Origin of the sequence: Vibrio sp. N418 (assembly GCF_000222565.1) — a bacterium.
Taxonomy (GTDB): Bacteria; Pseudomonadota; Gammaproteobacteria; order Enterobacterales; family Vibrionaceae; genus Vibrio; species Vibrio scophthalmi.
Genome location: NZ_AFWD01000095.1, coordinates 44,946 through 56,856, shown reverse-complemented (window position 1 = coordinate 56,856; position 11,911 = coordinate 44,946). Strand labels below are relative to the sequence as shown.

At 41.3% G+C, this 11,911-nt stretch carries 14 protein-coding genes; 13 read left to right on the top strand and 1 reads right to left on the bottom strand.

All coding sequences use genetic code 11. From position 1 onward, the window contains the following. Positions 1-104: 104 nt before the first annotated feature. Positions 105-797, bottom strand: coding sequence for a helix-turn-helix domain-containing protein (locus RH86_RS18470; RefSeq protein WP_009387933.1), 693 nt, complete (start codon positions 795-797; stop codon positions 105-107). A 314-nt stretch (positions 798-1,111) separates the two neighbouring features. Between RH86_RS18470 and RH86_RS18465 the strand changes: the two genes are divergently transcribed. From RH86_RS18465 to RH86_RS18405, 13 genes are read left to right on the top strand one after another with little or no spacing between them, the layout of a single operon-like run. Further along, complete coding sequence (locus RH86_RS18465) at positions 1,112-1,312, top strand: Flp family type IVb pilin (RefSeq protein WP_009387932.1); 201 nt, start codon at positions 1,112-1,114, stop codon at positions 1,310-1,312. Between the two features lie 18 nt (positions 1,313-1,330). Beyond that, positions 1,331-1,753 (top strand): prepilin peptidase, encoded by a 423-nt coding sequence (locus RH86_RS20845; protein ID WP_009387930.1) that lies wholly within the window; start codon positions 1,331-1,333, stop codon positions 1,751-1,753. A gap of 8 nt (positions 1,754-1,761) precedes the next feature. Continuing rightward, positions 1,762-2,556, top strand: a complete 795-nt coding sequence (gene cpaB, locus RH86_RS18455; RefSeq protein WP_009387929.1) for a Flp pilus assembly protein CpaB — start codon at positions 1,762-1,764, stop codon at positions 2,554-2,556. A gap of 24 nt (positions 2,557-2,580) precedes the next feature. Then, complete coding sequence (locus tag RH86_RS18450; RefSeq protein ID WP_009387928.1) at positions 2,581-3,900, top strand: type II and III secretion system protein family protein; 1,320 nt, start codon at positions 2,581-2,583, stop codon at positions 3,898-3,900. Next, the gene (locus RH86_RS18445) at positions 3,897-4,415 is read left to right on the top strand and encodes a hypothetical protein (protein WP_009387927.1); all 519 of its coding nucleotides are present in this window, start codon (positions 3,897-3,899) and stop codon (positions 4,413-4,415) included. Before RH86_RS18450 ends, RH86_RS18445 begins: the two co-directional genes overlap by 4 nt. 11 nt (positions 4,416-4,426) lie before the next feature. After that, a complete protein-coding gene (locus RH86_RS18440) occupies positions 4,427-5,662 on the top strand; it encodes a CpaE family protein (RefSeq protein WP_009387926.1) in 1,236 nt (411 codons plus the stop codon). Between the two features lie 3 nt (positions 5,663-5,665). Next, positions 5,666-6,949 carry a CpaF family protein gene (locus RH86_RS18435; RefSeq protein ID WP_009387925.1) on the top strand — a complete coding sequence of 428 codons (1,284 nt, stop codon included), beginning with the start codon at positions 5,666-5,668 and terminating at the stop codon, positions 6,947-6,949. Next, positions 6,946-7,866 (top strand): type II secretion system F family protein, encoded by a 921-nt coding sequence (locus tag RH86_RS18430; protein ID WP_009387924.1) that lies wholly within the window; start codon positions 6,946-6,948, stop codon positions 7,864-7,866. Before RH86_RS18435 ends, RH86_RS18430 begins: the two co-directional genes overlap by 4 nt. Then, positions 7,866-8,768: a type II secretion system F family protein gene (locus RH86_RS18425; RefSeq protein WP_009387923.1), complete on the top strand. Its 903-nt coding sequence runs from the start codon at positions 7,866-7,868 to the stop codon at positions 8,766-8,768. The genes RH86_RS18430 and RH86_RS18425 overlap by 1 nt, the downstream gene beginning before the upstream one ends. A 10-nt stretch (positions 8,769-8,778) precedes the next feature. After that, a complete protein-coding gene (locus RH86_RS18420; RefSeq protein ID WP_009387922.1) occupies positions 8,779-9,576 on the top strand; it encodes a tetratricopeptide repeat protein in 798 nt (265 codons plus the stop codon). 9 nt (positions 9,577-9,585) lie between these two features. After that, the gene (locus RH86_RS18415) at positions 9,586-10,071 is read left to right on the top strand and encodes a TadE/TadG family type IV pilus assembly protein (RefSeq protein ID WP_009387921.1); all 486 of its coding nucleotides are present in this window, start codon (positions 9,586-9,588) and stop codon (positions 10,069-10,071) included. After that, a complete protein-coding gene (tadF, locus tag RH86_RS18410; protein ID WP_263053216.1) occupies positions 10,061-10,597 on the top strand; it encodes a tight adherence pilus pseudopilin TadF in 537 nt (178 codons plus the stop codon). Before RH86_RS18415 ends, tadF begins: the two co-directional genes overlap by 11 nt. Before the next feature lie 3 nt (positions 10,598-10,600). Then, positions 10,601-11,872, top strand: coding sequence for a TadE/TadG family type IV pilus assembly protein (locus tag RH86_RS18405; RefSeq protein ID WP_009387919.1), 1,272 nt, complete (start codon positions 10,601-10,603; stop codon positions 11,870-11,872). Positions 11,873-11,911 lie beyond the last annotated feature (39 nt).

Below are 11,911 nucleotides of genomic sequence, written 5' to 3'. Positions count from 1 at the left end.
TGCGCTAAGCGTTACTTTCCTGATGAAGGATTATTGTTGTTAATTATTTGTTAATACTAGCATGTTAATCAAAATGTCGATAACGAATCGTTCAAAAGTGTGAATCAGTAACTCTGTCGATAGGCTGCAGGCGTGGTGCCGGTTTTCTTTTTGAAGACTTTTGAAAAATAAGCAACGTCGTTAAAACCGCAGCAGTAAGCTATATGAGTTATTTTACTTTGCTTTTGTTCTGCTAACAGACGCTTTGCTTGGCGAATCCGAGCGTGGGTAACGTAGGCTTTGAAGGTTCGGCCAAAATGTCTGTAAAAAAGCTTAGAGAAATAAGAACTGCTATAGCCGAAAAAACGTGCCGTTTCAGATTCGGTGATAATAGAAGCAAGATTTTGATCAATATAGAGAGGGATTGATGCAATTACGTTCTCTTTTGCTATCGAACTATGGGATTCTGCAGGGCAACAAAGCTTCAAAAGCAATTGTAATCGTTCGTAAAAATTAACTTGATTCAACGAAAGTATAAATATATTTGATGAACACTTACAACTAGGCACCAAATTATCGTGAATGATGATTATTTTCTTTTTTAGGTTTCTACAAATAATAATAGCTTGCTCTAAAGTCGATAAATCATTGTTATTAGCAAAGAAAATGTATATTGCAGTTTGTTTGTCAGTTAATAGCGCTATCTGATTGTCAGCGAAGGTTATGTGATAGTGATGAGATAATGCTTCATGTAATTCTGGTGTGCAATCAGAAAGTGATTTGCCGAAATTAATGATTAACGTATTAGGTTTTTGCATTTTGCTTTCGACCTTTAAACATACTTTTATGCGTAAGTTTAGAACGAAAGATTTAGAAATGTAACTATTTAGGCTTAGTATTCTTCTTGGTTATATGCATGCTCTTAAAAATTATATATGAATTTTTTGTTGTTCTATTTTGCTTTTTTTTAACTAACTCTTTGTTTGTTTTATTAATGTGCTAATTTGACAGTAGTCATCATATTGACAATCAAGTTAGTAGTCATGTTGATAAAACGGAACTACCTGACTAGTTTTTACTGTGAATCTATTGAAATAGATCATCGTTGATAAAGTTCGTTAAGGAGAGCGTTATGATTATTGAAAAATATTTAGAATTACAATTGCTTATGAAAGAGTTCTTGAAGGAAAATGCAGGCGTTACAGCGATTGAATATGCTCTGGTTGGTGTCGCTGTTGCTGTTATTGTTGCGGCAGTGTTTGGAGAGAATGGTGATCTTCAAGGCGCGCTAGAAGAAGGTATGAGTTCGATTAATGATGCAATGAGTAATTAACTGGAGTTGAGCTAGTTGGTGTTACTGATAATTTTACTCTTACTTTTTCTTTCTATCTTGGTCTGTATTTATGACTGGCGATTGAGGAAGATTCCAAATTATATTTGCATAATTATTTTTTGTATCTCAATTTTAGTGCTTATATTAAAGGAAGAGTTTGATAGTTTAATTTATCTTTTGCTAGCGATACCATTTTTTTTAATTGTTTGGAAAATAGGGATTTGGGGGGCAGGAGACAGTAAGCTTTTGCTTTCATTTTTTCCTATGATTGAATCTCAATACTATGTGACTACGGTAGTGTTTATTTGTTTAATAGGTTTCGCTACCGGCGTCATGTTTCTGATTTTTAAAAAAATTAGCAAAAAAAATAAGTTTAACACTGTGCCTTATGGTATTCCGATTGCGTTGAGTTGCTTCATTACCTCAATAGCCTCTCTTTAGGAGGTCTTATGAAATTTAAAGTCCTTGTGCCTATTGCATTAATTGCTATTGGCGCAGGTTTATATGGTCTATCAAGTCAGTATTTTGCAAAAAATGCTGAAGTGGCAGCTGGCAGTGCGGTTAATGAGCCAGAGCTTTCTTCTGTATATGTCGTAGCAAAAGAGATTTTAAAAGGAGAGGCGGTGACGAAAGCATCGCTAGAAATTCAGCGTATTCCAGAGGCTCAAGCGTTGCAAATGGGGATTGACACGTCTCAACCGCTTAATCTGCCTAAAGGTGGAGTCGCAATGCAAGATATTCCTGCTGGGGAATATATCACAGCATCAACGCTTATTTCTCCTGAAGACGCAGGTTACATAAATGCCGTTATTGATGCGGACAAGGTGCCATATGCTATTGCGGTAAATCCAACCGATATTATAGGTGGATTGATTACTCATGGCACTTTGGTGGACGTCGTTGCCCTTTCTTCTGAACAACAAAATTTAGCCAATGAAGATACCGTGACAAGTTATCAAACGGTTTCTGTGTCACCTGTTTTAATGGCTGTCAAAGTGATTAAAGTGAGTCAGGAAACCCATCAAGATGGGCGGAATAAGTCCGTAACCACGGTTACGCTTATTTTAGAGTTAACTCAAAAACAAGTCGCAAAATTAGCGATTGCCAAAAATATAGCTCAGTTAGAAGTGCACAAATCACTTGGGCTACAAGAGGCTTCAGAACTTCAAGCAAACTCAGGAGATGTACTGCCTGACTATAGAGCTATCGTTGAGTTTCGCGCTGGTGAAGCAACGATAAAATAACAAAAACAAATAGTGGAGGGAGACATGAGAAAAGGATATCAATTATTGCTATGCCTTCTATTAGTCCCCATTAGCATATCAGTACATGCCGCACGCATTGTGAATCTCTCAGAAGGCGATGCACAATCTATACAAACTGAAGTCGAAATTGGTTCTGTTTTCGTCTCTGATCCCGAGATCGCTGATTATCAAGTGATTGATAATAACAAAGTGGTTTTCTTTGGCCGCTCCATTGGTAATGCCTCTTTTATGGTTTTCGATAAAGAAGGTAAAACGCTCATTTCGCGCAAATTAGTTGTGAATAAAAGCTTGGTGCACATACAGCAGCAAATTCAGCTACGGTTCCCTGATAGTGATGTTTCTATTTATAACCTTGGTGAGCAAGCGGTACTCAGCGGCACCGTTTCTTCTGATGAAATTCGTGAACAAATCTATCGTTTAGCGGGGGAGTTACTTGGTAAAGACGTCGAAATTACCAACGTAAATTGGGATTTAGGCGATCAGATTTACGAGATGCAATTTATGCGTCGCTACCGTTTTGAAGGTGTGGTTAACAATATTGATGTCGTCACAACAAAGCAGGTTAATGTGAAGTTGACCATTGCCGAAGTGACGCATAGTTTTCTGGAAGAATTTGGTATTCAGATTGGGACGAGCGCTCCAGGCGTGTTTATCGATCAATTAACCAGTTTTAGTGCGAGTGATATTGTTTCTGTGATCACGGCGATTGGTGATGACAGTGTAGGGCAGGTTTTGGCTGAACCTAATTTATCTGTCATTTCGGGCGAAACGGCCAGTTTTCTTGCTGGTGGTGAAATCCCCGTTGTGACCGTAATTGATGGCGCCACAGACGTAGAATACCGCGAGTATGGTGTTCGCCTCGAGTTAATGGCGAAAGTGCTCAGCGATGAACGGATAAAGTTGTCGATGATGCCAGAAGTGAGTGCATTAGATAACCAATATGAAAACGAAAATTACGACTTACCCGCGTTAAAGACCCGTCGAGCTAGAACCACGGTAGAGCTGGGAGATGGCCAGAGTTTTATTCTTGGTGGTTTATTAAGTACCGAAGATAGGGAGACGTTACGTCGCATTCCTTATATCGGTGATATTCCTATTTTAGGTGCGTTATTCCGCAATACTGCCACCGAGCGAACCAAAACCGAGCTGGTTATTGTTGCGACCGTTAATCTTGTTCAACCTATTCACCCTTCACAAATACAACTGCCTACGATGCAAAAAACATCTAATTTGGAGCGTTTTTTCAAAATAGGTGATGGTTATCCAAAAGCTGCCGAGACTTCTGTGAATGAGGTGCTTTCAACGGGAGGGTTTAAGCAATGAAAACAGCAATAAGTAAAGTTTACCTTTCTACAGTGTTGGTCGTTAGTTTGCTGGGGTGCGCGGAGATCATCAAAGAGCGTGAAGGGGCTGAGTTACAAATAGTGCCGATCACCAATGCTTACCATTTGACGATCAAAGATAAGAAAGAACAGCAAGCATGGCAGCAACTGCAAGCGTACGTTGATCAACATTGGGACGTACTCTCGGTGCAAACCATTCATATTGATTGGTATTCTCGTAAAGGAAAAAGTTTAGCGATGAAGCTAGCTAAACAGTTGCAAAAACAAGGGATTAGTGACGACATGATTAAGATGGTGTCGGTAAGCAATAGTGAGAGCAACCATTTCGACCTATCTATTCGTGCCACCAATTATAAAGTGATTGCTAACATTTGTGACTACCCAAGAGTCGGTGAGTTTGGTGTGCACCCTGAAGGTTGTTACTCCGAAAGTGCCCGTTGGCAGAGCATGGTTCACCCAGAGAATATGCTTCTTACCAATGAAAAAGATCAGTAGAAGGAGCTCGCATGTTTGATCTAGTCGATATTCTAAAAAGTAAAGAATTGGGGACACCGAGAGACGCTCGTCACATCGATTCCGTCGCTTTTTTTCAAACGGAAGAATGCAAGCAACTGATTACTGAGGCTTATCGTTTTGAAGGATTAGAGCAGCCTGCATTCTATGCGTTAGCTGATGATAAAGTCTCTGAACATACACGTTCTGAATCTATTGAAGTGATTATCTTAGAGCTGAACAAAAGCGATGATGTGGCTAAAGATGCTGAACGGTTGAGTCATCTAATGCCCAATAGTGCGTCAGTCGTGGTGATTGGCAGCGAAGATTGTATCTCTACCATTCGTAAGCTTAAATCGATGGGTATCTATTATTTGTTTTGGCCGATCAATAAAAACGAACTGATTGATTTTGTCTTGAGCGTCAATGATAACCGGCTTGGTAATCGCGGGATCAGTAAGAATCGACGCGCCAAATTGGTGAGTTTTGTCGGCTGTAAGGGAGGGGTTGGCGCTACGATGATTTGTGCCGAGATGAGTTACATTTTGGCTGAAAAGCGCAATGCTTCTTGTGTGGTGGTCGATAACTGCTATCGCGGCGGCAACCTAGATATCATGATGGGAATTGAAAAATTTAAGAAGCGTGAAATACGTGCGGGTTCATTGGCATCCAACTTAGATTTTACCTCTTCGCAGAGTTTGTTGAAAAAACAGAGCAAAAATTTATCTATCTTGTCTCTCACCTCAGAAGATATCGCCAATACCGATCTTAAGGATTACACCAAAAATGTGGCGGCTTTCGTTTCAGAAGATACCAACTTTATTTTAGAGGACCTCTCCTCAACCGCAGAGATGGTCTTTTCTTCACAAGATCTCGTTGATATGTCTGACTGCGTTATTTTGGTGATCTCAGCTTCGATTTCATCCTTACGCGAAGCGGCCCGTATCAACAAAGACATTAAAAGTGAAGCAGAAACCAAAGGAACGCCTTTGCGCGTGATTATTGTGTTGAATTATAACGCTCCAGAAGCGAATGCAACGGTAACACGTGATGAGGTGGAAGAGTTCTTGTGCAGGCCTGTTGATATTGTCATTCCTTATGTTAAAAAATTGGATGCTAAGATTCTTGATAAACAGCGCATCAGCGATCTTCGAGGGCAGCCTGCGAAAGCTCTATATAACCTAGCAGCACTCATCTTTGGGGAGGAGGCAAAAAATGGTTCAGCCTTCCCATTTAAGTGGGGGTCTTAGAGCATGCAAGGAGCGAAAGAAATTTATAAAGGGATACGTAAACAGATATTCGATGCGCTTGATCCAGAAGTGATTAATCGACTGAATGCTCAGCAGCTTACTGAACAGCTTTCACAAGCGATCAGTATGCTGATCGAAAAGGAACAATTGCCTGTTCCTGCCGTTTTACGCAATGACTTTGTCAAAAATTTGGTTGATGAATTACAAGGTTTGGGGCCATTGCAAACCTTAATGGATGATGAAGAGATTACCGACATCATGATTAATGGTCATGAAAATGTCTTTGTTGAACGTCATGGGCTTGTTGAACCATGTTCAGTGAGCTTTGTTGATGAAAATCAATTGCTTGATATCGCAAAGCGTATTGCTGGACGGGTGGGACGCCGAGTGGATGAATCCCAACCAATGTGTGATGCCCGATTGCCCGATGGTAGTCGTGTCAATATTGTCATCGCACCAATAGCCATTGACGGCACTTCTATCTCTATTCGTAAATTTAGAAAACAAGCCATTGACCTTAATCAGTTAGTCGAGTTTGGCGCGATGAGTGCCGAAATGTCTAAGATTATGATGATTGCCGCTCGCTGCCGACTCAATATTCTGATTTCTGGTGGTACGGGGTCTGGTAAAACCACCATGCTTAATGCTCTCTCTCAATATATCTCAGAAGCCGAACGAATCGTTACCATCGAGGATGCTGCGGAGCTGCGTTTGCTTCAACCCCATGTGGTACGACTGGAAACGCGCACAGCTGGTATTGAGCATACGGGAGCAGTCCATCAGCGAGACTTAGTGATCAATGCTCTGCGAATGCGACCAGACCGCATTATTGTTGGTGAGTGTCGTGGTAGTGAAGCGTTCGAAATGTTGCAGGCTATGAATACAGGTCATGATGGTTCAATGTCGACGTTACATGCGAACTCGCCTAGAGATGCACTCGCGAGGGTCGAAGCGATGGTGATGATGGCAACGAATAACCTACCGCTTGAAGCGATTCGTCGCACCATCGTGAGTGCTGTCGATATCATCATTCAAATTAGCCGGTTACATGATGGTAGCCGTAAAGTCATGAACATCACCGAAGTCGTTGGATTAGAAGGTGATAGCGTGGTTCTTGAAGAAATTTTCCGTTTTGAGCCAGAGTTGAGTGAAAAGAATGCGAAGAAAGTACGCGGCAACTTTGTGACGGCTGGTTTGATGAAACGTTCGGTATTGGTTGAGAAAGCTCGCTTCTTTGGCCTTGAATCGCAGCTAGATTCCATCTTTAAAATGGAGAATGTGCGATGATCTATTTTGCCTTGGTTGGTTTTGGTGTTTTGTTGATATTAGCTTGGCTGTTTGAGCCAAAGAAAAAAACAACTTATTTGGAAGAGTTCAATCGCACGGTCTTGGTGAATAATATGACCAGCAGTGGTGGCCAGGCGGTCGACTTGAAATCTCTTTCTGACCGAACTTGGCAGCAAATGCTACTAGAAAAATGGACGAATCTGCATAAACAGATCGGACGTTTTTCCTATATAAAAATTATTGCCGTGATGGTGCTACTTTTTTTTGCAGCGGTTGAAATTAATAACCGTTTTTTCCGTGGCAACGTTTATCTCATTGCACTGATTGTTGAAGTGATTGGTCTAACGTTTATTTATATGTGGTTGCAAAAACGCGAACGGGAGATGTTTGAAGAGTCTTTTCCGGATGCACTCAATATGCTGGCCAGTGCGGTTTCATCAGGCGAAAGCATTATGCACGCCATTATGTATGTCGGTAAGTCTTTGGATGGTGATGTCGGCACTGAATTTCGCTTGATGGGTGAGCGACTTCAGCTAGGCGAGAGTACAGACGATGTTCTTAGGAAGTCCTGTCGTCGTTTCCCTTACGCCTCGTTTCATTTTTTTGTGATTACCTTGCGTGCCAATATGCATCGTGGTGGGCAACTGAAAGATGTCATTACTCGTTTAAATCGTTTGATGTTTGATGCTCGCTCAATCGATAAAAAGAAATACGCCCTCACATCTGAAGCTCGTATGTCAGCAAAAATTGTTGCGGCTATTCCGTTTATCTTTCTTTTCATCATGCAAAGTATGAGCCCAGCGAATTATGATTTTGTCATGTTTACTGATGCAGGGCGCCCCATTTTGTATTACATGCTCGCGAGTGAAACGATTGGCATGCTGATCATCTGGATGCTTATGAGAGGGGTTCGCTAATGGCTGAGATTATGGCGCTTTTAGATACCACGACCGCTCGAATTATTTTGATGGTGTGGTGTTTGGTTATAGCCGTATCGGTGATTTTTTATAGTCTGTACTTAAAGGTTGCGCGACAAAACAGATTTAGCAACTTTGGCCTGCAATACAGTAAAAAACAGCGTGCTCAAACTATATTGCAAAATTTCAATCAGTTAGTTGGTAAGTTCGTTTCGCTCTCTGAAAGTGATGTACATGCCAAAATGGTCGCTGCGGGGATCTATGATTCAAAGTTTGTGAAATGGCTATTCCCCATTAAATATGGCGCTTTGATTGTCGGTTTTTTCGCTATTGGTTTTTATGCCATTCAGGTTGAATTGGCTATGAGCAAAATATTGCTCTATGGCTGTACTTGGTTAGTACTGTGTTTAATCGGTCCAGATTTTTACCTGTCTTGGCGCAAGCAGAACTTACAACGCAAATTGTCTGAACGATTGCCTTACTTATTGGATCTGATGGGTGTGTGTGTGCAAACGGGGATGACAATCGAAGCTGCAATGGGGTATTTAGCCAAAGAAATGGTCGGATTTGACCGTGATATTGCACATATGCTCAATAAAACTAATGAACGAGCCAAGATTGTCGGGTTAGAGCAATCATTAGAAGAATTGTATGTGCGAGTACCAACAGCAGAGATACGCAGTTTTGTTATGACACTAAACCAAAGTCTCCAATATGGTTCTTCTATCTATACCGTGTTGACGACATTGGCGATCGATATTCGTGAAATACAGATGCTATCTCTAGAAGAAAAGATAGGTAAATTGTCGGCAAAAATGTCGATTCCACTAATTCTATTAATTATGTTGCCGATTGTTATTTTGATTACCGCACCTGGCATTATGCGATTGATGGCCGGCTAAGGAGTGAGACATGAGTAGAGGATGGATTATTTCTTTGTTGATGATTTTTTTCTTACAGGGGTGTATGGCAACTCCGGACTCAATAGAGAAACAAGCCAACTTGGCCAGCTTTTCAGCGAAAGAGTCTGTGTTAGAGAAAACGGGCGATCAGGGAAAGCTGATTAGCTATTACAAAGAGCATTTAAAGCAGGATGAGGATGAAAGAGTGCGGTTAAAGTTAGTTGAAGCCTATCTTGATGCTCAGGATTTAGATTCGGCTGATTTTTACTTTAATACCTTATCAAATAACTCTCAGTTTTCACCTGACGGACTATACTTAAAAGCACAAATCGAATTCGCCAAAGGCAATATGGAAGCGACCATTGCTGCTGGCTTAGAAGCGTTAGAAGCTAGGGATAATTACCCAGAAGTGGAAAATCTTTTGGGGATGGCGTATGCATCGCAGCGAGATATTAATAATGCATGGCGATATTTTTACTTAGCGCGAAAACACTTTTTCGATGATGTAACCATTAAAAATAATCTCGCCGTTATTGACCTCCTGCTCGAAGACTATGGATTGGCGATTTCACGATTGGAGCCTATATATCAATCGGGAAATTATGACGCGAAGATCGTATCAAATCTTGCCTTAGCTTATGCAAAATCAGGTAAGTACGACCAATTTAAAGCGTTATATTCCACTCGTTATACCAACCAAGAGATTGAAGACCTTTTCATTGGGCTTCGTTTGGTATCCATGGCAAGTACCGAAGAACTTCTCGCCTCCTCAACGCCTTCCTCTCTGAATAAAGGCGCGATGCACTAGGAGGCAGTAATGAAAAAAAAACAGAAAGGTGTCGTCACCATTGAGTTTGCCTTAGGCTTCTTCGCTTTTTGGCTAATGGTTGCTGCATGGGCTGAATTGAGTTTTATGTCTTATATTTCTGCGGTCAACGATCTTGCGATAGCCGAAGCTTCTCGCTCAGCGAAGAAAGATACTCAGGATTATATCGATAGCTTTTACGAACAACTCGAGAACAGTGACAGTGTTTGGAGTGGGCTGGTTGATAAAAGTAAGTTCAAAGCTTCGGTTCGCTATGTCGCAGATATGAATGAGTTGCAACTGGTTGATGCCGTCTGCTTGCCAGGTGACGCCTCACAAACGGCTGAATGCGGCGTCGCTGATGATGCTGCTATCGCGATTTATTACATTAGTTACGATTTCGATAGTATTTTTGGTTATTTCATTGACGACACGACAATTTTTGGTCGTGAAGTTATCGTGGTGCAAGAGTATGAAAGAGATAAATTTGAAATCTAAGCAAAGCGGCGTATTTGCGATTGAGTTTGCGTTTGTTGGCGTATTCTTGGGCATTCTTTTTATGTTTGCAGGTGATGCGATTGCTAAGTTATCGATGAAGGGGAAACTCGATCGTCTCTCTTATTCTGCCACTAGCCTAATTAAAGAACGAACTCAGTTATTTGATGAAGACTACTTAACGACCGCGGCCGATGCAAACATGGTTTTTGATGTGTTGAGTGGTTCATTGGACAGAACGACCGCATCGTATCAAGACGGACGCTTTGGCATGGTCATAGAAGAGCAAACCTATGCCGCTGATCAAACGCCTAATCCGTTAGTTACACTACGCAGAGGGCAGCAAAACTGCGAATTAGAACAAACGCTAGGTGACTTGCGAAATAGCCTGTCAGTTGTGACATCTTGGGGGCGAGAAGCAGCTTTATATCGAGTCACGCTGTGTTATTCGACGGATAATTTGGTTGATGGCCTATTAGACAACGGTTTTAACATGGTTTCTTCTAGTTCAGTAGTGATAGGAAGGTAAGGTATGTACACATCACTTTCTAAACAGAGTGGGCATGCGGCAATTCTGTTCACTCTATTGGTTCCGGCATTATTTGGTCTTTTTAGCTTAGCGACAGATGGTGCAAAAATGCTACAAGACAAAGCGCGCTTACAAGATGGTTTAGAGGCCGCAAGCCTCGCGGTTGCCGCGCGCAATGACGATAATGTTGATGATGGTTCCGGGCAAGGGAGCGCAGTGAATCAAGCGATTGCCAATGCTTATATCGAACAATATATGACCAATATGGATGAGGTTGATAGTTTAAGTATCCAAAAGCTCAGTTGCGATCAAATCCCCGATTGTGTATCAGGCTTGGCGGTTGGTGAGCCGCGTTTTTTTGAATACCGAGTCACCGCGACCACCGCACACACAGGCTTTTTCTCCGGTAATCTTGACAGTTTTGATGGCACTTATGATGTATCTGGACAGTCTAATGCGCGCAAATATCAAAACAGTGCGGTTGACGTTGTTTTCGTCTCAGATTTTTCTGGGTCAATGGGAAATGGTTGGTCTGGAGGTTCTCAAGCCAAATATCTTGATTTGATTGATGTGATTGAATCGGTGACTGATGAACTTCAAAAGTTCAATGACTTAGTTAACGCGGATGATAATACGGTCGCATTCGTTGGGTTTAATAATTACGTTAAATTAGTAAATGGCGATGGCGCAGGAACGACGTGTTTCGTCGATCAGCTCGAGTACAGAAATAATGGTAATTTGGCTTATCGAAAAACGGTAAATCGAGTGTTTATTGAGAAGCAGGGATGTGTAAATTCAGGAACATATAACGCCGTTATAGAGGATATTTTACCTACAGCTAGTTTTACCCCATTCAATACCAAAATCGCTACATTTACTCCAAGTGGTTATACCTCTTCGGCACAGGGATTGATCCGTGGTGCCCAGTTGGCCAATTTAGGGACTAATCCGCGTCGTTTAATTGTTATTTTGTCCGATGGTAATGATGTTGGTTCAACTAATGGCGTGACGCACAAAACCATTTCATCAACCTTATATGGTGGAACATATCAAATGTGTGACGAAATTCGAGAACATCTTGATGGCCTCACCGCGAGCAATGGTGACCCAGTTTCATCGCGTATCGCTGTGATTGGTTTTGATTACAACGTTTCTGGTAATACAGGGCTACAAAACTGTGCGGGTGTTGAAAATGTTTTTAAAGCGGAAAACAAAGATGAAATTTTAAATAAAATTTTGGAGCTGATTAGTGAAGAAATTGGTCATCTAAAATAACAGCTGATCTTTGAATTAGCAGATTAATAATAAAGGAGA

What these genes read in the sequence shown, in the direction of transcription:
- RH86_RS18470 (WP_009387933.1), bottom strand. Translation starts at nt 797, where the DNA reads ATGCAAAAACCTAATACGTTAATCATTAATTTCGGCAAATCACTTTCT.
- RH86_RS18465 (WP_009387932.1), top strand. Translation starts at nt 1,112, where the DNA reads ATGATTATTGAAAAATATTTAGAATTACAATTGCTTATGAAAGAGTTC.
- cpaB (WP_009387929.1), top strand. Translation starts at nt 1,762, where the DNA reads ATGAAATTTAAAGTCCTTGTGCCTATTGCATTAATTGCTATTGGCGCA.
- RH86_RS18450 (WP_009387928.1), top strand. Translation starts at nt 2,581, where the DNA reads ATGAGAAAAGGATATCAATTATTGCTATGCCTTCTATTAGTCCCCATT.
- RH86_RS18445 (WP_009387927.1), top strand. Translation starts at nt 3,897, where the DNA reads ATGAAAACAGCAATAAGTAAAGTTTACCTTTCTACAGTGTTGGTCGTT.
- RH86_RS18440 (WP_009387926.1), top strand. Translation starts at nt 4,427, where the DNA reads ATGTTTGATCTAGTCGATATTCTAAAAAGTAAAGAATTGGGGACACCG.
- RH86_RS18435 (WP_009387925.1), top strand. Translation starts at nt 5,666, where the DNA reads ATGCAAGGAGCGAAAGAAATTTATAAAGGGATACGTAAACAGATATTC.
- RH86_RS18430 (WP_009387924.1), top strand. Translation starts at nt 6,946, where the DNA reads ATGATCTATTTTGCCTTGGTTGGTTTTGGTGTTTTGTTGATATTAGCT.
- RH86_RS18425 (WP_009387923.1), top strand. Translation starts at nt 7,866, where the DNA reads ATGGCTGAGATTATGGCGCTTTTAGATACCACGACCGCTCGAATTATT.
- RH86_RS18420 (WP_009387922.1), top strand. Translation starts at nt 8,779, where the DNA reads ATGAGTAGAGGATGGATTATTTCTTTGTTGATGATTTTTTTCTTACAG.
- RH86_RS18415 (WP_009387921.1), top strand. Translation starts at nt 9,586, where the DNA reads ATGAAAAAAAAACAGAAAGGTGTCGTCACCATTGAGTTTGCCTTAGGC.
- RH86_RS18405 (WP_009387919.1), top strand. Translation starts at nt 10,601, where the DNA reads ATGTACACATCACTTTCTAAACAGAGTGGGCATGCGGCAATTCTGTTC.